Annotated in this window: 25 protein-coding genes; 12 read left to right on the top strand and 13 right to left on the bottom strand. The window is 62.4% G+C overall.

Annotation, left to right across the window (positions count from 1 at the left end):
- Window positions 1-11 precede the first annotated feature (11 nt).
- Window positions 12-1,031 (bottom strand): NrpR regulatory domain-containing protein, encoded by a 1,020-nt coding sequence (locus ACZ5IU_RS08495; RefSeq protein WP_464416260.1) that lies wholly within the window; start codon window positions 1,029-1,031, stop codon window positions 12-14.
- 388 nt (window positions 1,032-1,419) lie between these two features.
- On the opposite strand from ACZ5IU_RS08495, the gene ACZ5IU_RS08490 reads away from it, so the two are divergent.
- The 11 genes from ACZ5IU_RS08490 (at window position 1,420) to ACZ5IU_RS08440 (ending at window position 14,635) form a co-directional block, all read left to right on the top strand.
- On the top strand, window positions 1,420-2,808 hold the full coding sequence (locus ACZ5IU_RS08490) for an acyclic terpene utilization AtuA family protein (RefSeq protein WP_464416258.1): 1,389 nt from the start codon (window positions 1,420-1,422) through the stop codon (window positions 2,806-2,808).
- A gap of 4 nt (window positions 2,809-2,812) precedes the next feature.
- Window positions 2,813-4,228: an MmgE/PrpD family protein gene (locus tag ACZ5IU_RS08485; protein ID WP_464416256.1), complete on the top strand. Its 1,416-nt coding sequence runs from the start codon at window positions 2,813-2,815 to the stop codon at window positions 4,226-4,228.
- Window positions 4,225-4,551: a DUF4387 domain-containing protein gene (locus ACZ5IU_RS08480; RefSeq protein WP_464416254.1), complete on the top strand. Its 327-nt coding sequence runs from the start codon at window positions 4,225-4,227 to the stop codon at window positions 4,549-4,551. The genes ACZ5IU_RS08485 and ACZ5IU_RS08480 overlap by 4 nt, the downstream gene beginning before the upstream one ends.
- Before the next feature lie 16 nt (window positions 4,552-4,567).
- Window positions 4,568-5,959 (top strand): MmgE/PrpD family protein, encoded by a 1,392-nt coding sequence (locus ACZ5IU_RS08475; protein WP_464416252.1) that lies wholly within the window; start codon window positions 4,568-4,570, stop codon window positions 5,957-5,959.
- A 20-nt stretch (window positions 5,960-5,979) separates the two neighbouring features.
- Entirely contained in the window at window positions 5,980-7,365 is a 1,386-nt protein-coding gene (locus ACZ5IU_RS08470; protein ID WP_464416250.1) for an MmgE/PrpD family protein, read from the top strand.
- 7 nt (window positions 7,366-7,372) lie between these two features.
- Window positions 7,373-8,629: a 3-isopropylmalate dehydratase large subunit gene (locus tag ACZ5IU_RS08465; RefSeq protein WP_464416248.1), complete on the top strand. Its 1,257-nt coding sequence runs from the start codon at window positions 7,373-7,375 to the stop codon at window positions 8,627-8,629.
- A 13-nt stretch (window positions 8,630-8,642) separates the two neighbouring features.
- Window positions 8,643-9,185, top strand: a complete 543-nt coding sequence (locus ACZ5IU_RS08460; protein WP_464416246.1) for a LeuD/DmdB family oxidoreductase small subunit — start codon at window positions 8,643-8,645, stop codon at window positions 9,183-9,185.
- Between the two features lie 93 nt (window positions 9,186-9,278).
- Entirely contained in the window at window positions 9,279-10,301 is a 1,023-nt protein-coding gene (locus ACZ5IU_RS08455; protein WP_464416244.1) for a TAXI family TRAP transporter solute-binding subunit, read from the top strand.
- A 73-nt stretch (window positions 10,302-10,374) separates the two neighbouring features.
- Entirely contained in the window at window positions 10,375-12,303 is a 1,929-nt protein-coding gene (locus tag ACZ5IU_RS08450; protein ID WP_464416242.1) for a TRAP transporter permease, read from the top strand.
- 3 nt (window positions 12,304-12,306) lie between these two features.
- Window positions 12,307-13,197, top strand: coding sequence for an isocitrate lyase/PEP mutase family protein (locus ACZ5IU_RS08445; protein WP_464416240.1), 891 nt, complete (start codon window positions 12,307-12,309; stop codon window positions 13,195-13,197).
- A 55-nt stretch (window positions 13,198-13,252) separates the two neighbouring features.
- Window positions 13,253-14,635, top strand: coding sequence for a C45 family peptidase (locus tag ACZ5IU_RS08440; RefSeq protein WP_464416238.1), 1,383 nt, complete (start codon window positions 13,253-13,255; stop codon window positions 14,633-14,635).
- A gap of 111 nt (window positions 14,636-14,746) precedes the next feature.
- Here ACZ5IU_RS08440 and ACZ5IU_RS08435 read toward each other — a convergent pair whose 3' ends face one another.
- The 3 genes from ACZ5IU_RS08435 to ACZ5IU_RS08425 all read right to left on the bottom strand — a co-directional run bounded on the left by ACZ5IU_RS08435 (window position 14,747) and on the right by ACZ5IU_RS08425 (window position 16,784).
- Window positions 14,747-15,280, bottom strand: a complete 534-nt coding sequence (locus tag ACZ5IU_RS08435) for a PIN domain-containing protein (protein ID WP_464416236.1) — start codon at window positions 15,278-15,280, stop codon at window positions 14,747-14,749.
- Complete coding sequence (locus ACZ5IU_RS08430; RefSeq protein ID WP_464416234.1) at window positions 15,277-16,389, bottom strand: helix-turn-helix domain-containing protein; 1,113 nt, start codon at window positions 16,387-16,389, stop codon at window positions 15,277-15,279. The genes ACZ5IU_RS08435 and ACZ5IU_RS08430 overlap by 4 nt, the downstream gene beginning before the upstream one ends.
- A 260-nt stretch (window positions 16,390-16,649) precedes the next feature.
- Complete coding sequence (locus ACZ5IU_RS08425) at window positions 16,650-16,784, bottom strand: hypothetical protein (protein WP_464416232.1); 135 nt, start codon at window positions 16,782-16,784, stop codon at window positions 16,650-16,652.
- Here ACZ5IU_RS08425 and ACZ5IU_RS08420 point away from each other — a divergent pair.
- Window positions 16,764-17,159 carry a hypothetical protein gene (locus tag ACZ5IU_RS08420; protein ID WP_464416230.1) on the top strand — a complete coding sequence of 132 codons (396 nt, stop codon included), beginning with the start codon at window positions 16,764-16,766 and terminating at the stop codon, window positions 17,157-17,159. The genes ACZ5IU_RS08425 and ACZ5IU_RS08420 overlap by 21 nt on opposite strands.
- 65 nt (window positions 17,160-17,224) lie before the next feature.
- On the opposite strand, the gene ACZ5IU_RS08415 is transcribed toward ACZ5IU_RS08420, so the two are convergent.
- The 9 genes from ACZ5IU_RS08415 to ACZ5IU_RS08375 form a co-directional block, all read right to left on the bottom strand.
- Window positions 17,225-18,043: a carbon-nitrogen hydrolase family protein gene (locus ACZ5IU_RS08415; protein ID WP_464416228.1), complete on the bottom strand. Its 819-nt coding sequence runs from the start codon at window positions 18,041-18,043 to the stop codon at window positions 17,225-17,227.
- A 55-nt stretch (window positions 18,044-18,098) separates the two neighbouring features.
- Window positions 18,099-19,391: a TRAP transporter large permease gene (locus ACZ5IU_RS08410; RefSeq protein WP_464416226.1), complete on the bottom strand. Its 1,293-nt coding sequence runs from the start codon at window positions 19,389-19,391 to the stop codon at window positions 18,099-18,101.
- Window positions 19,392-19,415: 24 nt separating this feature from the next.
- Window positions 19,416-19,892, bottom strand: coding sequence for a TRAP transporter small permease (locus ACZ5IU_RS08405; RefSeq protein ID WP_464416224.1), 477 nt, complete (start codon window positions 19,890-19,892; stop codon window positions 19,416-19,418).
- A gap of 80 nt (window positions 19,893-19,972) precedes the next feature.
- The gene (gene dctP / locus ACZ5IU_RS08400; protein WP_464416222.1) at window positions 19,973-21,076 is read right to left on the bottom strand and encodes a TRAP transporter substrate-binding protein DctP; all 1,104 of its coding nucleotides are present in this window, start codon (window positions 21,074-21,076) and stop codon (window positions 19,973-19,975) included.
- Window positions 21,077-21,108: 32 nt separating this feature from the next.
- Window positions 21,109-21,837 (bottom strand): creatininase family protein, encoded by a 729-nt coding sequence (locus tag ACZ5IU_RS08395; protein ID WP_464416220.1) that lies wholly within the window; start codon window positions 21,835-21,837, stop codon window positions 21,109-21,111.
- A gap of 52 nt (window positions 21,838-21,889) precedes the next feature.
- Window positions 21,890-23,173, bottom strand: a complete 1,284-nt coding sequence (locus ACZ5IU_RS08390) for a TRAP transporter large permease (RefSeq protein WP_464416218.1) — start codon at window positions 23,171-23,173, stop codon at window positions 21,890-21,892.
- The gene (locus ACZ5IU_RS08385) at window positions 23,173-23,682 is read right to left on the bottom strand and encodes a TRAP transporter small permease (RefSeq protein WP_464416216.1); all 510 of its coding nucleotides are present in this window, start codon (window positions 23,680-23,682) and stop codon (window positions 23,173-23,175) included. The genes ACZ5IU_RS08390 and ACZ5IU_RS08385 overlap by 1 nt, the downstream gene beginning before the upstream one ends.
- 73 nt (window positions 23,683-23,755) lie before the next feature.
- Window positions 23,756-24,772 (bottom strand): TRAP transporter substrate-binding protein, encoded by a 1,017-nt coding sequence (locus ACZ5IU_RS08380; RefSeq protein ID WP_464416214.1) that lies wholly within the window; start codon window positions 24,770-24,772, stop codon window positions 23,756-23,758.
- 43 nt (window positions 24,773-24,815) lie between these two features.
- A complete protein-coding gene (locus ACZ5IU_RS08375) occupies window positions 24,816-25,481 on the bottom strand; it encodes an RraA family protein (protein ID WP_464416212.1) in 666 nt (221 codons plus the stop codon).
- Between the last annotated feature and the right edge of the window lie 49 nt (window positions 25,482-25,530).

Raw genomic sequence — 25,530 nt, 5'->3', positions numbered from 1 at the left:
ATACCATCCCGTCAACTTCCCGATGCAACGTGTACGCTCCGAAGCTCCGCGACGGGGCGCATCCGTGATATATCGTAGAGCGCGTGGCTGATGCGCAAATCTTCGGCAAGGTCCAGCTCCACGAGCGGAGCAAAGAAGTTCGCGCCGCCGTACACGAGCATGTACCCCTTCTCCCGGTCCCTGTAGCTCATGCGGTAGGCTGGGGGAAGCTGCCCCTTCATCTCGATCAGGCCCGAGAACGATTCCGGCCTGAGACCGCGCAGAAGGTCCGCGACCTCGTCGAAGTACTGCGGCGGAAACGATTTGATCGACGCCGTCGCGAGCCCCGTCCCGGTCCGGACGACATCCGAGACGGACGTGTATCTTCCCCGGATCAGAAGTTCTCCGGGGCTCAGCGTCGTCCCCGAGTGGAACAGGATATCCGCGATGCCCTTCGGGCGGCCGTCCTCGATCTGGAGGAGCACCGTCGCGATCGTCTCGGTCGGGATCCGCCGCTTCTGGAGGAAGACATCGAAGTTGCGCGTCGTGATCCCGAGAAGCGCGACGGTCCCCTGCGGCACGACGAAGTTCCAGAGGCGTTCCCCCGCGCGAACGATTCCGACGCGCGACGAAACGATGACCGGAGATCCCGCGGTGTCCGCCAGGACGTCGAGAACGCCGCCGAGCCGCGCCTCGTCGATCAGGAGCGTGTTCACGAGCACCGTCCCGGCGTCGGCGGCGGGATCGTAGTCGCTGTCCGCCGCGACGCGCTCGATCTCCCGGGACGAGACGCCGATGCGGTCGAAGACAAGCAGCATCCGGGACTCCGCGACACCGCGGTCCGTGAGGACGACGCCCCTGTTTCCGAACCTTCGGACGATGCCGTCCTTCTCGAGATTCGCGAGGTGATACCGGATCGTCCGCAGCTCCAGGTCGAACCCCTGCTTTCGCAATGCGCCCCGGAGGTCCCCCGACGCCTGGATGCCTCCGGAGAAATAGAGAACGCGCAACATTTCGATGATCGTGTCCGGATACGTTTCGGGTTCAAACATGATCGGCCCCCCCGGATGGATAGTATGCCACATCTTTAGAAAGGAAATACACTGCCGTTTTATGTTCCGAACAAAAACACCGTCACATCGTCTCCAGGCTCGGAAACGCACTTCCGGCCCCAGAACGGACACGGGCAAGACACTTCGCGTCCGGAACGGGCAAGAGGCTTCAAAACGCCTGTTTATAAGCATTTATGACCGCAACGACTATCATGATACCCGCGAAGACGGAAAAAGGCAATATTTGCGGTCATCCCGTCAAATATCCACTAAAGGGACTTGACACTGAAAAAACGCTCGACTATTCTTGACACGTATTCGGCAATCTATTTCCGTTTTCTACACAACGCAGGATCATTAACGGACCGTCAGAGGAGGAGATGCACCCGTGCGGAAAGTATCCTTGCTGGTCTCTACGGGCAACCTGGGCGACAACATCATCGAGGAGGGATCCTTCTACGAGGGCGTCAAGCGGGATATCGACTTTTTCGGAGCCGATGCGGGGACGGCCGACGCGGGGCCGACGTTTTTGGGCGCGGACATGCCGCACAACCCCTACGAATGGGAGCGGCACGACCTCGAAATCATGCTCGTCGAGTCGCGGAAGAAGAAGGTCCCGATGATCGTGGGTTCGTGCAGCACCACCGGCACGGACCGGGGCGTCAACCTTTACGCGGACATCATCCGGACCGTCGCGAAGGAACGGAAGATGGAGCCCTTCAAGATGGCGATGATCTACTCCCAGATTCCGATGGCCACCCTTCGTGCGCGGGTCCGAAAGGGCGACACCGAACCGCTGGGCGCGGCGTTTCCGCTCGACGACGGGGTGCTCGACGCCACGACGAACGTGACCGCGAGCATGGGCATCGAGCAGATCGTCCACGCGCTGGCGAAGGGCGCGGACGTCATCATCGCGGGGCGTTCCTGCGACGACACGCTTCTCGCCGCGTACCCCGTCTTCAGGGGGTTCGACCGCGGCGTGAGCCTCCACATGGGCAAGGCGGCGGAGTGCGCGTCGCTCGTGTGCTGGCCGCAGAAGGTCAAGGAGTCGATCATCGGGACCGTGTACGACGACTGCTTCACGATCGAGCCGATGCACCCGGACCAGCAGGCGACGCCCCACAGCGTCGCGGCGCACTCGATGTACGAGCGCACGAATCCGTTCGTCCAGGCGCTCCCCGGCGGAATCCTCGACATGCACGAAAGCGTCTACGAGGCGCAGACCGACCGGATCTGCCGCGTCACGGGAAGCCGCTTCGTCCCGTCGCCCGACGGAAGCTACAAGGTCAAGCTCGAAGGCGCGGGCGAGGCGGGGCATCGCGTCTACAACCTCGTCGGCGTCCGCGACACGCGCGCGATCGCGTACATGGACCAGATCCTCGCCGACACGCGCAAGAAGGTCTCGCAGATCATCGGACCGCACCGCGACGGCCTGTACGAACTCTTCTTCCACGTCTACGGCGCGAACGCCGTCATGCAGGAGATCGAGCCCGTGAAGCAGACGCTCTCCCACGAGGTCGCGGTCGTTATCGAGGTCATCTCGAAGGACATCGAACTCGCGACGTCGGTCGCAAAGTGCGCGAAGTTCCGCTTCTTCTACATGAGCTACCCCGGGCAGATGAACTCCTCGGGCGGCTCGGTCGCCCTGCTCACCGACGAACCCCTCTTCCCGAAGAACAAGGCCTACCGCTGGACCGTCGACCATTTGCTCACGCTTTCCGACCCGCTCGACCCGGAGATCTTCCGCTACACGTTCGAGACGGTGTCCGGGAAATAGGACGATGGCGACGGACGTCACGCACACGCTGCTCTGCACGCTCGCGGACTTCTACGCGCGGCTCGGGCCCGGCGACATCCCGGAGCGGGTGTATGACAAGGCCCGCCGGACGCTCGCGGACTTCCTCTGCGAGACGGTCGCCGGATACTGCGAGGGCGACGTGGCGGCGATCTGGAACGAATACGCGCGGAACCTGGGCGGAAAGCCCGAGGCCACGATCCTCTGCGACGGGACGAAGGTCCCGGCGATGAACGCCGCGACGGCGACGGGGATCATGGCGCACTCCATCGAACTCGACGACGGCCACCGGTGGGGGACGTCCCACCCGGCGGTAGCGGTCATCCCGGCCGTCCTCGCGGTCGGCGAGCGCGAGGGGGCGTCGTTCCGCACGATCCTGAAGGCCATATCGGTCGGGTACGACGCGATGCTCCGCGCGGCGCGCTCCATCAACCCGTCGCACCTCAAACGGGGCTTCCACTCCACCGGGACGTGCGGATCGATCGGCGCGGCGGCCGGGTGCGCAAGCCTTCTCGGCCTCGACCCCGAACCGTTCGCCTACGCGATGTCGATGGGCGGGCTCCAGAGCGCGGGGCTCCAGGAGATGCTCCACGACAACCCCGGCATCAAGACGCTCCAGCCCGGCAAGGCCGCGATGGCCGGCGTCCTCTCGGCCGACCTCGCGCGCGCGGGGGCGAAGGCGCCCCGGACGCTCTTCGAGGGGCAGCACGGCTGGCTCAAGGCCATGTGCGCGGGGGAGTACTCGGAAGACGCGCTCACAGGCGACCTCGGGCGACGGTGGGAGATCCTTCTGACCTACACGAAGCTCTACCCGACCTGCCGCCACTGCCACGCCGCGATCGACCTCGTCCGCGAGGCGCGGACGAACCTCGGCTGCACGGACGCGGACGTCGAATCGATCCTCGTGCGCACCTACACGCTCGGGATCGTCGAGGTGGGGCAGGTCTTCACCCCGGAGACGTTCGAGGAGGCGATGTTCAGCATGCCCTTCTCGCTGGCCGTCGCACTCCGGACGGGAAACGTCACGCTCCGGGAGTACACGCCCGAACTGATCCGCGACGAGGGACTCCGCCGCCTCGCCCGGTCCGTTACGATCGAGGCCGACGAGCGGATGAACGCGGTTTACCCCGAGGAGCGCGGCGCGTGGATGCGCGTGCGCTTGCGCGACGGACGGACCTTCGAAAAGGGCATTCCGGTCGCGAAGGGCGAACCGGAGAACCCGGCGACCGACGCGGACCTTCTCGAAAAGCTCGCGCTCATGCTCGAGCCCTACGCGCCCGGCGGATTCGTCCGCGATCTGTGGCGGATCTGCGTGGAGTCGGACGTCGACTCCGCGACATACGGAGACATTCTCGGCTGTTTTGCGGCCCATGCGGCCGAAGGGGGGTTCTGCACACGATGAAGACGAAAAACATCTGCGACCTTGCACGGACCATCCGCAGCAAGAACGCGGGGAGCTTCATGATCACGCTCGAAATCATCTTCGCGGACCGCGGCGTCTACGAAAAGGTCAAGAAATCGGGCGCCGTCACGCAACAGGCGGTCGCCGACGCGTACGGCCTGCCCGCGGAACGCATCGAGGACTTCATGTTCTTCGACCCGGGCATGGGAATCAAGGCCAATATCCGTCGCCGCATCCCGAGCGGCGGCCCCGGCGAGACGGACGTATACGGCTGCCAGCAGTACGCGCCGCTCTTCGCGCTCGAAGTTCCCTGGGACGACTAGGCGGAGAGGACCGCGAATGGAGACGCACGCCGCAACGGTTTCGTCCGGATCACTCGCCTCGCGCCTCGCGCGCTTCTCCGCGTCACTGAGGTTCGACTCGCTCCCGGAGGCCGTCGCGCACCAGGCGCATCGCTGCCTGCTCGACACGACGGGCGCGATGATCGCCGGAAGTCGTCTCTCGCAGGCCGGACAGGCGGGCCGGCGACTGGCGGCCGGACTCGGCGAGCGCGGCGACGCGGCCGTGGCCGGAAGCACGATCTCCCGGTCGCCGATGACAGCGGCGCTCGTCAACGGGATGGCCTCGCACGCGCTCGAACTCGACGACGGCTCCAAGCACGCCACCTATCACCCCGGGGCCTCGATCATCCCGGCGGCGCTCGCGCTCGGACAGGCGAAGCGCATATCGGGCCTGCAGCTCGTCGAGGCCGTCGTCGCGGGGTACGAAGTCTCGCTGCGCATCGGAACGGCAATCAACCCGGGGCACTACCTGCGAGGATTCCACCCGACCGGGACGATCGCGACGTTCGGAACGACGGCCGCGGCCGCGAAGATCCTCGGGCTGGACGCCGAAACAACCGCCAACGCATTCGGCCTCGCCGGAAGCCTCGCCTCCGGAATCAACCAGTACGAAATCGACGGATCGATCTCCAAGCACCTGCACCCCGGAAACGCCGCCCGGAACGGCATCCTCGCGGCGATGCTCGCAAAGGAGGGAATGACCGGCCCCGAAGAAATCCTCGAAGGGCGCCTGGGCTTCTTCCACTGCTTCGCGCCCGACGGGGCAGACCCGGCGGTCGTGACGGACGGCCTCGGGCAGGACTGGAATTTCCTTCGGATCTACTTCAAGCCCTGGTGCTCCTGCCGGTACGTCCATTACGCGATCGAAGCGACGCAGAAGGACCTCGCGCAGCGCCCCTTCCGGCCCGACGAGATCGGATCGATCGTCGTCCGGACGCACCGGAACGCCAAGCAGGGGTCGGACATCCCGGACTACCGTTCGCCGCTGCACGCGCGGCTCAGCATCCAGTACGGGATCGCGTCGATCATCGTCCGCGGCCGCGCCGGACTGGGCGAATACGAAGACGACGCGATCGCGGACCCCGAAGTCCGGCGTGTGTCCGACCTCGTCCGGATCGAAGTGGACGAGGAGATCCAGAAGCTCTACCCGAACCCGCGGTCGATGGTCGTCGAGATCCGGGACCGCTCGGGCGCCGGCGTCTCGTCGCGGATCGACCACGCGAAGGGCGACCCGGAAAACCCGATGACCGACGACGAACTTCGCGCGAAGTTCCGCGACGTCACGGGCGGCGTCATCGACGAGGCGCGCGCCGGTGCGATCGTGACAAGCGCAATGTCCATCCGGGAGTGCGCGGACGTATCGTCCTTCGCCTCCCTGCTTCAATTCTGAAGACATAAGGAGAGATCGCCATGTTCGATGTGATCAACGAAAGACTCTCGAAATTCTCCTCGGAACTGCGTTATGAGGACATCCCGCCGGAAGTTCTCGACCACCTCAAGCGCGTGCTGCTCGACTGCTACGGCTGCGGGCTGTTCGGCTCCACGACGCCGTGGATGAAGATCTACCGCGACACGCTCGAGGGCATGACCGACCGGAAGGAAGCGAGCATCTGGGGCACCGACCGGAAGACCTCCGTGGTCAACGCGATGATGCTCAACGGCTCGGCGATCAACTCCTTCGAGCTGGACGACACGCACACGGACGGCATCATCCACGTCTCGACGGGCGTTCTGGGCTGCATCACGGCGTTCGCGGAGATGCAGGGGACCATGAGCGGCAAGGACTTCCTGACGGCCGCAGCGCTCGCCTACGAAATCTCCTGCCGCATCGCCGCCCCGGTCGGCATGGAGATCGCGCACCAGGGCTGGAACAACACGGGAACCTGCTGCCCGTTCGGCTCCACGGCGGGCGTCGGCCACATGCTCGGCCTCACGCCGGAACAGATGGGCCACGCGATGGGCATCGCCGGAAACTGGGCCGGAGGCCTCCAGGCCGTCCAGTTCGCGTCGATGGCCAAGCGCATCGTCCCGTCGAAGTCCTCCGAGGGCGCGATCATCGGCGCGCTGCTCGCCAAACAGGGGTTCACGGGAATCGAGGACGTGTTCGAGAACAAGTTCGGCGGCTTCTACAACTGCTTCACCGACGACGTCTACGACGTCGAGCGGACGAGCGGCGACCTGGGCTCGCGCTGGGAACTCATGGGCATCGGGCTGAAATTCTACTCCACGTGCCGGAGCAAGCACACGACGATCGGCGCGCTGCGCACGTTCCAGAAGGAACATCCGGACGTCAAGGCGGACGACATCGAGAAGATCATCGTCCACACGACATCGATCACGCACAAGTATTCCGTGGGGTCGGACGCGATCACGAGCGTCGTGGCCGCGCAGCTGAGCCACCCGTACGTCTGCGCCGTCACGCTTCTCGAGGGCAACGCGTTCATCCACCAGTTCACCGAGGAGAAGATCCGCGATCCGAAGATCCTCGAATACGCCAAAAAGGTCGAGGTCATCCACGACGAAGAGATCGAAAAGCTGCCGCGCCACCTGCGCTACACGGTGAAGGTCGACCTCGTCATGAAGGACGGGACGGTCTACAACATCGGCGAGACCTATCCGAAGGGGCACCCGAAGAATCCGTTCACGCACGAGGAGCTGCTCTGGAAGTTCCGGACGCTCTCGGGCCGGGCGATCCAGGACGGCGCAAGAATCGAGAAGATCATCGACGCCGTCCTCAACCTCGAACGGATCGACCGCTTCAACGCGCTAGCGGACCTTCTCTCGACGCGGGCGTAGGACGCGCATGGGAAAGACGGCGGTCGAGAAGATCATATCGGAGCACGCGGGGCATGACGCGAAGGCGGGGGATTTCGTCGTCGCGGACGTCGACCTCGCGATGACGCACGACACCACGGGCCCGATCGCGATCACGGCCTTCCGCGAGTACGGGAAGGAACGCGTGTGGGACGCGTCGAAGGTCGTCATCATGCTCGACCACGCGGCGCCGAGCCCCAACGAGCGGATCAGCAACCTCCACGCGCTCCTCAGGACGTTCGCCTCGGAGCAGGGAATCCGTCTCTACGACGTCGGCGAGGGCGTCTGCCACCAGCTCGTCGTCGAAGAGGGGCTCGTCGTCCCCGGAGACCTCGCGGTCGGCGCGGACTCGCACACCTGCACCTACGGCGCGCTGAACGTCTTCGCGTTCGGCGTCGGGTCGTCGGACATGAGCGGCGTCCTGCTCACGGGAAAGCTCTGGCTCCGCGTCCCGCAGACCGTCGCGGTCACCGTCGCCGGAGAGATGCCGAAGGGCACGTTCGCGAAGGACCTCATGCTTAACCTGATCGGGAAGATCGGCTCGGACGGGGCGGACTACCTCGCACTCTCATTCTGCGGGGAGACGATCCGCGGGATGTCCGTCTCCGAACGGCTCACTCTCAGCAACATGGCGATCGAATGCGGCGCGAAGGTCGGACTCATGGAGGCCGACGAAAAGACAACCCGGTATCTGGAAGGAAAGGGCGCGCGCGCGGCGCGCCCCGCGTTCGACGACGACGACGCGGCGTTCCGGTCGCGCATCGGGATCGACGCGTCCCGGATCCCGCCGCTCGTGAGCCGGCCGCACGCGGTGGATTCGGTCGTCCCGGCGGCGGACCTGGCCGGAACCGCCGTGTCGCAGGTCTTCATCGGAACGTGCACGAACGGACGGCTCGACGATCTCCGGGTCGCGGCCGGAATCCTCGACGGCCGCCGCGTATCGGCGAACTGCCGGCTGCTCGTCTGCCCCGCGTCGCGGGGAACGCTCCTCGCCGCGCTCGAAGAGGGCGTCATTTCGACGCTCGCGGCAGCCGGGGCCGTGATCCTTCCGTCCGGCTGCGCCGCATGTCCCGGGACGCATCTTGGCGTTCCGGGCGACGGCGAAAACGTCATCTCCACGGCGAACCGGAACTTCAAGGGACGGATGGGCAACAACAGGGCGTCGATCTATCTCGCGTCGCCCGCGACCTGCGCGGCGTCCGCCCTCGAAGGGCGCATCGCCGACCCGCGGGCGTACATCCGGTGAGGGGGGCGGCGAAATGCAAAGCATCCTGAACGGCCGGGCCCGGCGCGTCGGAGACGACATCAATACGGACTACATCATCGCCGGAAAGTACACGAAGACGCTCGACTTCTCCTCGCTCGCCGAGCATCTTCTCGAGGATCTCATCCCGGGCTTTTCGAAGACGATCCGCGCAGGCGACATGATCGTCGCGGGACGGAACTTCGGCTGCGGATCGTCGCGAGAGCAGGCCCCGATCGCCATCCGCTGCGCCGGGATCGCCGCCGTCCTCGCGAAGTCGTACTCACGGATCTTCTTCCGCAACGCGATCAACCAGGGAATCCCCGCGTTCCTCTGCGACACGGACGCGATCGGAGAGGGGGACCGTCTCGTCGTCGACGTCGCGAACACGACCGTCGAACTTCCCGACAGGGGGCTGTCGGTCCGCATGACGCCGCTTTCGCCCGTCATGCTCGACATCCTGAACGAGGGCGGCCTCGTGGAGTACCTCAAAAAGTACGGCGGCTTCGTCCTCGGGAACGCCCCGGGACGCCGCGCATCGACCGAAGGGAGGGAGTGACGGGACGGACACTCGTCAAAGGCGTTCGGAAACCCCTGCGGAACTCTTTTCTCAGGCGCACCCGGAAAAGACACGAACAGGAGGGATACAGGCATGAAACAGCGCACCAGGGTTTTCTCCCGGATTTTCGTCGTCTCGCTTCTCGCGCTCGCCCTCACGGGCGGAGCCGCGCTCGCCGAGGACATCCACCTGAACATGGGCAGCACGTCCTCGAGTTCCGGCGTCTACGCGTGGTGCGTGGCCGCCGCGAACGTCATCAACAAGGCGAAGAACGGCGTCAACGTCACCGTCGTCGAAAGCGGCGCGGGAATGGACAATCTGCGGAAGATCAGCTCGGGCGTCTTCGACTTCGCGCTCGCCATCGACCTCCCCGGAACCCTCCAGCTGTACAAGGGGATCGAGGGTTTCAAGGGCAAGGCATTCACGAATGTCCGGTGGCTGTTCGTCCGGAACGTCTTCGCCGATCGGCTGTACGTCCGCAAGGATTCGGGCGTCACGACGTTCGGCGACCTCAAGGGGAAGAAGTTCAACCCCGGAATCCCGGGCTCGGCCTCGGGCGCGTACGTCATGCAGTACAACACGATCCTGGGATACGGAATCCAGCTCGTCCCGTCCGCCTACGGCGACGCGGTGAACGCCCTCAAGGAGGGGCGGATCGTCGGCCTCCAGAAGTCGAGCGGCCTGAACAACATCGACTCGTCGCTCATCGAGGTCAACCTGACGACGCCGCTGACCGTCGTGGGCTACTCGAAGGACGACGTCGCGAAGATCCAGAAGGACATCCCGTACATGAGCTTCCTCGAGCGCCCGAAGGGGAGCATCAAGGAGTTTCCGGACGTCGGGCCGATCTGGGAGGAGTGCCCGATCGCCGGGGCCGTCGCGACGACCGCGATGTCCGAGGAGGTCGCCTACAAGATCGTGAAGGCGTACTACGAGGGATTCGATGAGGTCGCGGCGGCGTACGCGCCGGTCAAGGGATTCGACCCCGTCGCGGACTACTTCAAGTACGCGGGCGACGACGTCGTGCCCGCCCACGCCGGACTGATCCGCTACGCGAAGGAACGGGGCATCGACGTTCCGAAGCGCTTCATTCCGCCGGAGTACACGGGGAAATAGCATCCGCAGCGCCGGGGCCCGGGCCGCTTTTCCCCCGGATCGCGGCCCGGCGTCCGAACAGGAGGGATGGCGCGTGTCATTCATCATATCCGGGAAGACCAGAACCACCGTTCTTTTCGTCCTCGGCATCCTGCTCGCACTCTTCCAGCTCTTCGGCCCGATCTACCTCACGGGCCTGCTCGACATCCAGTTCCGGGCCATTCACGTCGCGTTCGGACTGACCATCGCGTTCCTCAACTTCCCGTTCGGGCGCAAGCGGACGGACGACGCCCCGACCGGGAGCATCGCGATCGCCGACGTCGCGATCATCGTCCTTCTGATCGCGGCCAACGCGAACGCCTTCCTGAAAGCCATGGACATCTACACGGGAATGACCGGGGCCGGGACGCTCGATCTCGCGCTCGGCGCGGCGCTCATCGTAATCGTCCTCGAATCGGCGCGGCGCACCGTCGGAATCGCCATCCCGATCATGGTCTTCCTGCTGCTCGGATACATCGTCGCCGGGTCGTCGTTCCCGGGGATCTGGAAGCTGCGCGGCATCGACCTGGAATACGTCGCGAACTCGCTCTACTACTCGCCGCTCGGGATCTACGGGAGCGTCACCGGAATGTCGGCGACGTTCATCTCGATGTTCATCGTCTTCGGCTCGCTGCTCTCGGCGACGGGCGGCGGCAAGACATTCATCGACATCGCGCTCGCGCTCACCGGACGATACGTCGGAGGCCCGGCGAAGGCTGCGGTGGTGTCGAGCGCGCTGTTCGGCAGCATCTCGGGGAGCGCCGTCGCGAACGTCATGGTCACGGGGACGTACACGATTCCGCTCATGAAGAAGCTCGGCTACCGGCCCGAGTTCGCGGGCGCCGTCGAGGCCATCGCGTCGTCGGGCGGGGGGATCACCCCGCCGATCATGAGCATCACCGCGTTCATGATGGCGGAGTTCCTGAACATCTCGTACTTCTACATCATCGGCTACGCGCTGCTCCCGTGCCTCCTCTACTACACGGGCGTGTTCAGCGGCGTCCACTTCCGCACCGTGCGGATGGGCATCCGGAAGCTCCCCGAGGAAGACATCCCGAAGTGGCGGGACATCCTCACGTTCGAACGTCTCGCAGGACTTCTCGTCCCCACCGGCATCCTCCTCTGGCTCATCGGAATCGGGCAGCCGCTCCAGCTCGCGGGGTTCTACGCATGCCTCTCGGCGCTCGGCGTCTTCTTCCTGCTCGGGCTCCGGAAGCGCGACCTGAAGGGAACGCTCCGGCTCATCATCGACGCGCTGGCCGAAGGAGGGCGCGACGTCGCCTCGATCGTCCCGATCCTCGTCTCGGTCAGCATGGTCGTCAACCTCATCGGCCTGACGGGGATCGCCCCCAAGATCAGCGGCGTCATCCTCCAGGTCGGCGGAACCAACATGTACTTCTCGCTCATGATCGCGACGATCGTGCCGTTCCTTCTCGGAACGTCGCTGCCCACCGTGCCGACCTACGTCCTCTCGGTCTCGATCCTCGTCCCGCCGTTGCTCAAGCTCGGCGTCGACCCTGTGGCCGCGCACTTCTTCTTCATCTACTGGGCGATCCTGGGCGGCGTGACGCCCCCGACCTGCACTGCGGCCGTCGCCGCCGCGGGCATCGCGAAGGCCGACTGGGTGAAGACGGGGTTCTTCGCCGTCAAGCTCGGAGCCGTCGCGTTCATCCTGCCCTATTTCTTCGCGCTCAACCCGGCCCTCGTGGGGCGCGCCCCGATAGTCGACGTCCTCATGCACGGCGCAACCGCATTCATCGGCGCCATTGCCATCGCGTACGGACTCTTCAGCCACCGGAACGGCCTCGTGACCAACGCGGCGATCTGCGTCGCGTTCTTCATCGGAGGACTGATGCTGCTCTTCCCGCAGAACGTCGTCTCCGTGATCGGCCTCGGGATCGTCGCCATCGCGTGCCTCATCGACCGGAAGGTGCTCCTCGCCGCGCCGGTCCCCCTGAACAACGACATCGACCGGAGGTCATAACCCGTGAAAAAGACATCGCTTCTCAAGAAGTACATCCTCGAACGAAACGCCCTCGTCTGCCCCGGCGCGCACGACGCCATCTCCGCGAAGCTCATCGAACAGAGCGGCTTCAGGGCGCTCCAGGTGAGCGGCTTCGGCCTCTCGGCGACGTATCTCGGCCTCCCCGACATGGCCTTCATCGGCTTCAGCGACGTCCTGAACTTCACGAGGAACATCGTGAACGCCGTGAACGTCCCGGTCATGGCCGACGCGGACACGGGCTACGGCAACAGCATCAACGCGATGCACGTCACGCGGGAATTTATCAGGGCCGGCGCCGCCGGGATGAACATCGAGGACCAGGTCTTTCCCAAGCGCTGCGGCCACCTCGAAGGCAAGCAGATCATCCCGCTCGGGGAGATGGTCCTCAAAATCAAAGCCTGCGCCGAAGCGCGCGACGAAATCGACCCCGACTTCGTCCTCAACGCCCGGACAGACGCCATCGCCGTCGCGGGCGTCGACGAAGCGATCCGGCGCGGAAACGCCTACGCCGAGGCGGGCGCCGACCTCATCTTCGTCGAGGCCCCGCGCGCCGTGGAACAGATCGAACGCGTCGTGAAGGAAATCAAGGCCCCCGTCAGCATCAACCTCATGGACGCCGTCGTCGGAGGCAAGACGCCGCTCGTCTCCATCGACACCCTCCGGAAGCTCGGCGTCGCGCGCGTGAGCATCCCCGTCGGTCCGCTCTTCGCGGCCGTCCGCGGGATGCGCGAATATCTGGACGCGATCAAGGGCGACCGGATCGCGGAGGGACGGACCGACCTCGTCGTTCCGTTCGCGGACTTCAAGAACCTCGTCGGCTTCGACGGATTCAGGGACCTCGAAAGGAAACACCTGCCGTCGTTCGTCGAATAGCCGGCGCGAACGAACCCGGCTTTCGGGTCTATCGGAAGAAAAGGAGGGCACGTGAATGAAACGTCTCGTCACGCTGTCGGCGCTTCTGGCGCTCCTGCTGTGTCCCGCAGCCTTCGCGGCCGAACCGTCGCAGGACGTCCTCGTCCTCGAGGGGAGCGCGGTCCAGGTCGGAACCATGTGGGGCGAGGTGAACAAAGAGTCCATCCTCAAGGCTTACAACGCGTTCCTCGCGCGCGCGAAGGACAAGGAAAAGGAGCTTCGGAACTTCGCGAAGCTCTCGATCGAACTGTCGGGCAAGATCGACTGCCCCTACTGGATCGATGAACTCAACGCCATCGCCGACACCGTGAAGATCGACCGCGAACTCTACATCGCCTTCACGTTCGGACGCTACCGCGACCTCGCGCTGCTCTACAAGGGCGTCGGCTGCACCTCGTTCGCCGTCACGCCGCCCGCGACAAAGAACGGACAGATCATCTTCCACAAAACGCGCGAGACCGCCCCCGACCTCCAGGCCGGCTACCTCAAGAAAATCACCGACACGACGCCCGGCGGCAAGAAGCCCTTCAAATTCTTCGGAGAGATGGGAACGGCCGACACGGGCGTGTCGTTCTTCGTCAACGAGAAGGGACTCGCGGGCGCGGCGGACGTCCCGTCGCAGTGGCAGCCCAACGAATGGTACGTCGAGCCGTACAAGGGCGAGACGCCGGACGTCAAGCCGCCGAAGTACGACGGATTCATGAACCACTACGTCCCGCGCTACATCGCCGAGCACTGCTCGAACGTCGACGAGGCCAAGGCCGTCCTGCACTCGTTCGTCGAGAAGGGGTACATCGCGAGCGGCAAGTGGGGCACGAACTACCTCTTCGCCGACGCGAGGGGCAAGGTGCTCCAGATCGCCGACAACTGCTACAAAATCGTCGAAGAAAACATGGACCCGTCGCTCGTGAAGGGCGGAAAGACCTACAAGGGCATCGCCTTCACGATCCTTCGCGAGAACGACTACGGCTCCCCCGAAGACGCGCTCATCGACAACTACGGCAAGATCACGGTCGAACTCGTGAACTCGCCGAAGGTCGGGAAGCACCCCGCGATCTGGAACCTGCCGCGCGCGCAATCCAGCTCGACCTTCCTGATCGACCCGAAGCACCCCGAAAAGCTCACGACGATCTTCGTGACGCTTCCCGCCTACGGCTACTCCATCCCGTTCCTGATGGGCGCGAACGCGACGCCGAAGGCGCTCATGGACGGCACGGTCTACCGGACGCAGAAGGAAGCCTTCCGCTACAGCGAGTTCTACGAGGCCGGCGTCAACGACGAGTGGCGGCGCTTCATCTACGCCGTCCGTCCGAAGGTCGAAAAGGGCGAGGACGCGACGAAGGACTTCAACGACTACTTCCTCAGGATGGTGAACCTGGTTCTGTCGATGAACAAGTAACTACAGCAACAAGACGAGGAAAGACAGCGAGGCCGCCCTTGAAGAAGGGGTGGCCTCGTCGCTGCCGAATCGTCGCCGTTTCAATGCTCCAGGTCTGAGATTTCCGGATCTTCATGTGCGGAATCTGCGACTTTCCTGCAACCGAATGCGATCCGCAAAACGCGAGACGATCCTCTCGGTGGTGTGCTTGGGATTCGAGCACCTAACGGCTTGTGCAAAAACCTCCGCCTCTTTGCCGGTGATTCCGCCAACCTTGTGGAGTTCGGCCACAAGCTCAAGCCCCCAGAGCAAAGAGACCCCTTCCTGTTCGCACAATTTCCGTAAATTCTTGTCGTTTGTCACGCATGTAAATCCATGCCGTTTCGCCGTAAGCAGGCACAGCCAATCCTCGAACGATAACGGTCCAGATCGGCCAGCCGCCGCATATGCATCTTCGATTTCCGGCTCGATGATGTTCAGTCCTAAGGCTACCAGTTCGTTTTCATCATCGATCTCGTTAACCTCGTCGACGACCGGGCTGGTCACGTACAGCGAGCCGATATGTTTCACCACAAGTTCCAGTATGGTCCGCTCCGCTTTGATGAAATCGATCAACACGCAAGCGTCCATGATCATCAACTTGCGGGGGGCGGGGCTTCGTGTCACAGAATGACCTCCCAATTCTGGAACAGGTCCTGCATCTCCTCGATGCCGATCCGAAGCATCTCTGCGCCGCGGCTGAGCGATATTTTGTCTTTTTCCACCGCTTCCCTTGTCAGGCGTTTGAATCGGTCTTCGTAGAAATCGAACCGTTGCATCCCGAACGGCTCCGCGGGATCGATGCCCATCGGCTCTTCCTTGAAGGAAAGCTTCCGGTCGAAGTGTTGTTGATAGGCTATGTTGAACTTCATCCAAATGGATTTGTCTACGGCCCCATCTTCCAGGAGACGCGAGAGAACAGTCTTGTAACTAACCCGGAAAATACGCTTGACTTTAAAGACCCTGTCCACGAAGTGCAATCCAGCTGCTTCATTCCATTCCTTGCGAAATCCCTCGTTCGGCATCAGAAAATGCCCGGCGAAACGGTCGGCCTCCTGTTCCTCATCCTTGCTTTCATCGACTTTAGCGACGTCGTAGGCATCGGGATGCAACATGAGATGGCCGAGTTCATGGGCGGCGCTGAAAATGCGCCTTTCCACCGAAATCCGCTCCCAAACGTTCACGGCAACCGCCGGGCCACCATCCTCCTCGCCCACAGAGAGGCCGAAGAAACTATCGGAAGCCAAGGGGACCGGAAAAACCTTCACACCCGTGTCTTCGAGCAGGCCACAGATATCGTGGATGGGCTCGGTGGTCTTCAATCCCAGCTTTTTCCGGCAAAGTCCGGCCGCTTCAGGAAGGCGCTCTCTGGAGCATTGCTTCCGGACAGCGCCAAGGTTGAACGGAATCTGTTTATTGAAAATCTCCTCAAGGAAATTAAAATCGTCGAGCCACTTCGCCACCTCGGCCAAGATATTCTCGCGATTATGCATCCGCTTCGCCGAACGGAAACGGACTGTGCGCAATTCCCGAACCGGCTGGAAAAGTTCTTGAAGCTTCACATCGAGGGCCTTGGCAATCGCCTGCATGGTCCTCATCCGCGGCTCGTTCTTTGCGAGTTCGAGGCTTTTTATCGCCGGCAAGGAGAGTCCCGCGTCGTCCGCCAGTGCGCTTTGGCTCAAGCGCTTCGCAGTCCTCAAACGCCTTACATTTTGGGCAAGTATCTGTAGATTCATGGTCGCTCCCCTCCCCCTTTTTTAAAAAATACCATTAAGCAAGATATTGTCAAGTGGTATTTTTTAGGAGAAAAAAGAGGTCTAGTGGTCCCAGAAAAATGGGCCAAAGGATACAGTGTTACATGCGATCACGTCGTTTCGGGCGCTATCGTAAACCGCCCCGATCGGAAAGCCCCTCCATATACGTCCGGATTCGCCGCACGCACTCGTCGATGCGCTCCTTCTTGCCGAGGACGATGTCGTCGATCATCGCGCCCGCCTCAGGCCGAGGGCCGCGACAGCAACTCCTCGTACGCGGCGAGGTCGCTTTCGGAGAAGCAGCAGAAGGTCACATCCATGTCGCCGGAAGACGCTTCGAGCACGGCGCGAACCGTATGGACCGCAATCCGCGCCACCTGGTCAAAAAGGTCTCGAAACACCCCGCGATCTGGAATCTGCCGCGCGCGCAGTCCAGCTCGACCTTCCTGATCGACCCGAAGCACCCCGAAAAGCTGACGACGGTCTTCGTGACGCTGCCCGCCTACGGCTACTCCATCCCGTTCCTGATGGGCGCGAACGCGACGCCGAAGGCGCTCATGGATGGCACGGTCTACCGGACGCAGAAGGAGGCTTTCCGCTACAGCGAGTTCTACGAGGCCGGCGTCAACGACGAGTGGCGGCGCTTCATCTACGCCGTCCGGCCCAAGGTCGAAAAGGGCGAGGACGCGACGAAGGACTTCAACGACTACTTCCTCAGGATGGTGAATCTGGTCCTGTCGATGAATAAGTAACCCGCACGGAACGCCGAATGACAGGCCCCCGCCGCATCATCCGCGACGGGGGCCTGTTTTCGCCGTCACCACACGTATGCTTCGGGTTGGCGGTTCGGAAGGCTCGGAAGCTGCGCCCGGATGACATCGACGTAATCCGGGTCGATGTCGGCGTAAATGACGCACTCCCGGTCCTCCGCGGTCGCGAGGACGACGCCCCACGGGTTGATGACCATCGACCTTCCGTAGGATTGGAAAGCGGGCTTCTTTCCGATCTGAGCCGGAGCCACGACATAGCACTGATTCTCGATGGCGCGGGTGCGGAGGATCGGTTCCCAGTGATCCTTCCCGGTGAAGAGCGTGTAATTGGCCGGAACGAACATGATGCGCGCCCCGCGAAGCGCCATGATGCGATAGAGTTCCGGGAAGCGCATGTCGTAGCAGATCGACAGGCCGACCTTGCAAAAGTCCGTATCGCACACCCGGATGGACTTCCCGGCTTTTTTCGTATCCGACTCCCTCGTCGAGGGGCCGTTCTTGATATCGACGTCGAACAGGTGGATCTTCTCGTACCGTCCCGCAAGGTTCCCCTTCGGATCGAACAGAAGGCACGTGTTGTAGAGCCGTTCTTCGCCCTCGATCCTTTCGCCGATGCTCCCGCAGTGCAGCCAGACGCCGTACCGCCTCGCGAGGGACGAGAACGCCTCCGACATGGGGCCGGGGATCGGCTCCGCATTCTCGAACGTCCCTTCCTTCGTCCCGATGTAATGCACGTTCTCGGGCATCGACACGAATTGCGCGCCTCGCCGCGCGGCTTCCGCGACGAATTTCTCCACAACGTCCAAGTTGCGTTCCTTGTCCGCCTGCGAATCCATCTGAATGGCGGCCATCACGAATCTCGACACGACACACCTCTCCTCTCGTTTGCGCCTCGTCGTCGCACAACGGCCACGAAGCGGCCTACAGCATCCCCCACATGCGCGGCAGGAACAGCGTGAGTTCCGGGAACGCCGCGATGATCGCAAGCGCCGCGATCGAGGCGACCACGAACGGCATGACCTTCGGGGCGAGTTCCTCCATCGACAGCTTGCTGATGCTCATGCCGACGAACAGGTTCGACGCGACCGGCGGCGTGATCTGCCCGATAGCGATGTTCACGGTGCACATGACGCCGAACCATATCGGATCCCACTTGAAATGCGCGACGATCGGCATGAACAGCGGGATGAAGATGTAAAAAATGGAGTTTCCGCCGATAAGCATTCCGGCGATCAGCAGGATGACGTTGATCAGCAGCAGCACCACGTTCGGATTGTCGGAAACCATAAGGATGACCGAGGCGGCCTTGTCTATCAGGCCGACGGTCTGCGCCGCCCACGCGTAGAGGCCTCCCATGCCGATGAGGATCATGACGACGGCGCTCGTGCTCGCCGAGAAGGCCAGCATCTCGTAGAAGACCTTCCACGTGAGCGTATGATAGATGAACACGCCGACGAACACGCCGTAGAATATGGACACCGCCGCCGCTTCGGTCGGCGTGAAGACGCCGCCGTAGATGCCGCCCAGGATGATCACGGGGGACAGGATCGCCCAGAACGCTTCCTTGAGCGCGTGCAGGAAATTTCCCTTGCGCGGCTCCGCCTTCCACCCGTTCTTGCGCGAGGTGAACCACGCCGCGGCGCACAGGCACGCGGACATGATCAGGCCGGGAATGAATCCCGCCGCGAACATCGCGCCGATCGACGTTCCCGTGATCGACGCGTACACGATGAACGAGATGCTCGGCGGAATGATGATCGCGATGCCGGATGCGGAGCTGACGACGGCCGTCGCGAACGCCTTGTCGTATCCGGCCGCAACCATTCCCGGGATCATGATGACCCCGATGACGGCCACGGTCGCCGGTCCCGAGCCGCTGATCGCGCCCCAGAACGTCGCGACGAGGATGGCCCCGATCGCGAGCCCTCCCGTAATGCTGCCGACGCACTCCTTGACGAAGTTGATCAGCCTTTCCGCAATGCCCGCGCGCTCCATGATCGCCCCGGCCAGAATAAAGAAGGGGATCGCCAGAAGCGGCACCTTCGCGATATTGGCGAAGAACGAGTACGAAATGCTCTGCCATCCGAGGTCGTAGACCCAGATGATGGCGGCGGCGGACACTCCCATGGCGATCGCTATGGGAAGCTTGAGCATGAGAGGGACCAGGAACAGGAAAAGAAGCCAGAAAGCGGGATCCGCAAACAGCGTCTTCATATCGGAAATATCCTTCCCCGCGCGTCAGTACGTTCCATGCGCGAAGTCCTCAAACGTTCGCTGCAACGTCCTCAGAACGATGAGCGCCGACCCGATCGGAATCGAACTCGTAAACCACCAGACGGGGATGACGAGCGTCTCCGTCATCGCATTCAGGGCTATCTCGTCGAGGATCTCGGCGTAACCGCAATAGCCGAGGGCGATGAAAAACGCCACCGTTACCGCCTGGATGAGCGCGTACAGGACCGCGCGCACCGGCTTCGGAAACATGTCGTAGACCATGCTGACGGACATGTGCGCGCCGTCGCGGCACGCCCAGGCGCTGCCGAGAAACGCGAGCCAGACGAACAGATAGAGGTTCAGTTCTTCCGTGAAATTCAACGACAGGTTGACCACGTATCGCGAAATGACATTGATGAAGGCAAACGACGACATCGATAAGAGAATGATCGCCGTGAGGATCTTCTCGAAGTTCTTCGACAGGTACCGCAATGCGTTCACTTCTTCACCTCCGTTGCGGATACAGGGACCGAACGGGCGGGGAGGGGACGAAAGGGGGGCCGCCCCCTCTCCGCCGGTCGTCACTCGACCTTCCGGATCGTCAGTCCCGCGGCGCGCATGTCCTCTTCGGCCGCCTTCACGAGATCCTCGCCCACCAGCTTCATGTGTTTCTCGAAGACGCCCTTCGTCGCCTTCCGGAACGCCATGATCTCCTCGGGCGTGGATGTGTGGATCGTCACGCCGTTGTCAGCGAGCAGCTTTCTGGGATCGCGCGGAATGACCTTCTCATCGTTGGGAAGGAGGTTCCGCGCTTCCAGCCACTTGTACGCGCTTCCGTCGTCGAAGCCGAGCTGATTCAGCATTCCCGTGTAGACGCCCGCCTCCTCGGCGCATTCGCGGAGGATCTTCTGCGTGTCCGCGTCGAACGACGCCCAGACCTTCGAGTTCGCGACGAACGCCATCGCGGCGCACGTGTAGTTCCATTCGGTGACGAACTTGTGGAACTCGTAGACCCGGTACGGGATGATGACGTTGTAGGGGTTCTCCCCCGCGTCCACGATCCCCTGCTGGAACGCAGTCACCGCTTCGCTCCAGTTGATGTTGACGCCGTTCGTTCCGAGCGCTTCGAGCGTATCCTTGTACAGCGGCGACGAGACGAACCGGATCTTCACGCCCTTCATTTCCTCCGGCGTCCGCAGCGGCTTGTTGGAATGGAGCTGCCGAGGCGCGTTGTACCCCCACCCGAAGACCGTCACGCCGGCCTTGGCCGCGATGTCCTCGAGCATCTTTCCCGCCTTGCCGTGGACGATGGCCTCCATGGCCTTCTGCGTATTGCCGCTCGACGCGATGAACCACGGGAGCGTGAACAGGTTCATCGACGGAAGCTGCGTCGCCCAGTTCGCGGGACCGGCGTACGAAAAGTCGATCGTGCCGTTGCGCAGCATCAGGAGTTCATTGCTCTGCTTTCCGCTCAGAAGCTGCGCGGAATAGTACGGCTTGATGTTGAGCTTCCCGTTCGTCTTCTGCTGGACGAGCTTGACGAACATCGCCGTGCCCTGTCCCCAGATGGTGTTCTCGGTCAGGTTGCAATTCAGCTTGTACTCCGGCTTGAACTCCGCGGACGACGGAACGGCGAGCGCGCAGAAACACAGGCACGCAAGCGCTGCTGCGAGACATTTCTTCATGGCGCGTCCTCTCCTCTCGAAATGGGATTCGTTTACTTCCACTGCCTCAGGAACCCGACGACGCGATCCACGGTCTTGTTGACGATCTGCTCGCCCTTTTCCCTGGTTCCGATCGTCGCGTCTCCGACGACCGCTTCCGTGTACAGTTCGTTCGTCAGCGTGAAGCGCGGGATATCGGGATACTCGTCGGGAACGGGGTCGACCCGGATCGCGCGATCCATCTTGACGAGGTCGGGCCGGAGATACAGGAACGTCGAGGTCCCCGCCTCGCTTGCGTGTCCGTGCGCCATCTTCCCGTCGTACTGAAGGATGCCCTCCTTCGCGCACAGCGGCTGGATGATGCGCCACCAGTCGATCAGGCAGCACTTGACGTTTCGCGTCTTGCGCAGATGTATGGCGATCTGCGTCACCACGGGGACGTTGCCGAGATGCGGGCTGACGAAGCAGAACCGCGTGACGCCGGTCTCGATCAGGCTGTCGAGGACGTCCTCGAGGTACGTCTTCAGGCTCTCCGGACGGACCGAGACGGTGCCGCCCTCCTTGAAATACAGGCTTTCCGAATACCCTACGGGCAGACAGGGCCCCACGATCCAGCCGATCTTCTTCGAGATGCGCTCTGCGATCTCCTCCGCCACCAGCGTATCCGCGCCGATCGGAAGGTGCGGCCCCCACACCTCGAACGCCCCGATCGGAAGAAGCATCGCGTGCGTCTTCTGAATCTCGTTCCGGTAATCGACCAGGTTCATTTCCTTCATCAACATGCCGTTTCCCCTTCTTTCCCGAAAAATGTGCGTTCAATGAATCCGTTTCGGCCTAATACGGAAGCAACACCGATGGAAGCCATATGGAAATCTGCGGTACGAACGACAGCAGAAACAGCAGCGCGAACAGGATGGACAGGAACGGAGCGACGCCTTCCACGACGTCCTCGACGGATTGTTTTGTCACGTCCGAGAGGACAAACAGGCCGATGCCGACCGGCGGCGTTGCGATGCCGATCGTGACTCCGAACGCGAGGATGACGCCGAGCTGTACGGGATCCACCCCGATTTGCTGCATCAGGGGAACGAGGATCGGCGTGAGCAGGATGATGATGCTCGCCGCGGTCGTTATCGTTCCCAGCATGAGGATCAGCGCGTTGACAAGGATCAGAATCACCCACTTGTTGCTCGTGAGGCTCAGGACGTATTCGGCGAGCAGGACGGGCGTACGTTCGAGCATCAGGATATACGACATCGTGGACGCGATGCCGAACAGGATGAGACTGTTCGCAGCCGTGAACATCGACGACACGATGACGTTCCAGAGAGACTTGCGATTGAGCGTCCCGTAGGCGAGCCCGAGGGCGAGCGAATAGAGCACCGCAACGACTCCGGCTTCCGTCGGGCTTATGAATCCGGTGGTCATTCCGAACAGAATGATCACGGGAGCGAGGAGCGCCCATATGGATGTCTTGAAAACCGCGAAGCGGTCGCGCATAGGAATCCGCTCGCCCAGCGGAAATTTGTCCGGGTGGCGATGGGCTATCCACGCGCATTGAAGCATGAGCGCAACGCCGATGACGATTCCAGGGCCGATGCCTGCGAGGAACAGCTTCGCGATGGAGACGTTCGCAATAACGCCATAGAGGATGAACGGAACGCTTGGAGGAATGATGGGGCCGAGCATCGACGACGCAAGCGTGACACCCGTGCTGTACTTCAGGTCGTAGCCGGAGTCGGTCATCGCTTTGATCTCGATAGGCCCCAGCGCCGCGCAATCGGCCGCAGCGGAGCCCGAAATGCCCGCGAAGATCATGGAACACAACACGTTGACGTGGGCAAGTCCGCCCTTCCAATGTCCCACGCAGACACGCGCGAACGAGAAGATCCGCTCCGCGATTCCGCAGGCGTTCATGATGTTGCCCGCCATAATGAAGAAGAAGATGGAAAGCAGACTCCACGTCATGGATCCTTCGATGACGCCCTGCGCGAGGATATGGATGGGATAGTCCCCGAGCCAGCATGCGACGAGGACGGACGTCCCCATGGCGACCGGGATCGGAGCTTTCAAGAAGAGAAGCGCGACGAGCGAGACAAGGAGACCCAGGGACACCATCAGAGAACGTCCTCCGCCAATTCGAGCGGACCCTTCGGTCCGACGCCCACGCCGAGCAGCTTCTCGGCCATACGCCATGCGATGCACAGCCCCAGCAAGTAGAGCGGCCAGATGTTGGCCTCAGGCGGCAGCGGCAAGTACTGTTCGGGTTTCGCCATCACCACGATCTCGCGGTATTTGAGGGTGGAGGCGATCAGCATCGCTCCGAACACGACTCCCACGAGCGCCACGAGACGAGCGAGCCAGAGACTCAGACGGTTCGGAAGCAGATTCACGAAGAAGTCGATCTCGACCTCTTCCCCGCGAAGAAAGGAAACGGCCGTTCCCGGGATGATCGAGTACAGGCCGAGGAACAGAAGGAGTTCCACAGTCCAGGCGACCGGATGTCCCAACGCTCGCGAGGTGATCTGCAGCGTGGCGATGAGGATCATCAGAATGCCGTTCACGCCCAACAGGATGGAGACTCCGACTATCAGCGCGCGTTTCACCGCGTTCAGTAACTCCCGCATGTCACCAACCCCGTTTCTCGTATGTCGGAGGGATCGCATGACTGTGCCCCTTCCGACGTTCGCAAAAGACTCTCTATTGGATGGCGCACACCTTCTCGACGAATCCCGCTGGGATGGTTCCCTGCTTTTCGAGTTCGGGGATGAACGTCGCGATCTTCTCCCGCCACGGGGCGAGATCGACCTCGTGGAACGTTACTCCGTACTTCTCCTTCATTTCCTTCACGAGCTTCTCGCCATTCTCGATCGCCAGCTTCGTGCAGATGTCGCCGGCCTCGCGGAGCGCGTCGTAGAGGATCTCCTGCTGCTCCTTCGTCAGGCTCTGAAACCGCTTCTCGTTCATGACCACCGCGACCTGCTGCTGGTATTCGTGCGTCACGGTCAGATGGGGCGCGACCTCGCAAAACTTCTGATAGAGGGCGTCGGTCACGGGGCACGTCACGGCATCGACGGTTCCCTGCTTCAGCGCGAGATACGTCTCGGAGTAGGGAAGGACGATCACGGACGCTCCGAGATGTTCCCACGCCTTCACGGACAAAGGTGCCGAGGCCATTCGCAACTTGAGCCCCTTCAGATCCCCCAACGAGAGAACGGGCTTTTTCGTCGCAAGGACGCGGTACGGACCGCGAAGCCAATTCTTGTCGCGGTTCATGATCCGAAGCCCCGCCTTTTCGACGAGCCGCTGCTCGATATCCTTCTGCATGTCGCTCAACAGATACCGCTTGTAGTGGTCGTTGTCCTTGAATAGATACGGCACGCCGCCCCCGATCACGCGAAACTCGGGAACATATGCGTCGTAGAACGAATACCCTTCCGCATAGAAGTCCTGCAACCCATGAATCATGTTCTCAATCTGCTTCTTGGAGTCGCCCAGCACCTCGCCGTAATAGATGTCGATCACGATTTCGCCGTTCGTGCGCTTTTTTACCGTATCCGCGAAATGTCGCAGCGCGACGCCTTCGTGATGCGACTCCGTCATCTTCATGCCGAGCTTCATCCGGACGACCGCCTCCGACCGGTCGGGGAAGCCGCACATCATCGCGGCCAGCGCGACTCCAAGAGCTACACCGAGGGACAAACAGCGTTTCTTCATCATCTCTTCCTCCTTTACGATGATGGTGCGTGTGCGACGTTCGCTATTTCACCGCCCAGCTTCCCCGAAGCAGGGCGTTGGCCTTCGAGATATCGGCCAGCCTTGTACCCTTTCGCAACAGTTCCTTTTTCTCCGGCTCCTTCTGTTGTCTTTCCTGCGCCTCCTTCAGGATACCGATCGCGTTCTCCGGCGGCATGACGACGAATCCATTCTCGTCCGCCACGACGATATCGCCAGGCGTGACGAGAACGCCGCCGCAACTCACGATCGTATTCAGCTCCCCCTCAATGCCCAGAATCCGGGTCGTGATCGCCGAAAGACGCCGATAAAACACCAGAAGCCCCATCTCGCGGATCTCCTGAATGTCGGTCGCAGCCCCGTCCACGATGACGGCCTCCACGTCCGCGAGCTTGAGTGCGTACGCCACGATTCCTCCGAGGCATGCGTACTGCATGTCGCCCGCACGGTCAATCATGAGAACGTCTCCCGGGCCGACGAACTCCGGAGCCTTGTGAAGCAACGTGGAGTCCATTGACGGGAGCCGGACCGTCACGGCGCGCCCGATCACCCGTCCGCCGGGGATGGACGTCCGGAACTCGGCCGTCGCAAAACCGAAGTGCGACATGTGTCCTATCGTCGCGGGGTCCACATCTGCATAGAGTCGAAGTGTTTCGTTGGGAATCGTCTTCACCGAGTCGCGGATGATCACCTGAAAACCCCCTTCTATTTTTTGAAATAGCAACGTTCACGGATGCTTC

The sequence above is a fragment of the Lactivibrio alcoholicus genome, assembly GCF_055390895.1.
The sequence above is the reverse complement of the archived record's forward strand: the minus strand, read 5'-3'. Positions and strand labels throughout refer to the sequence as shown.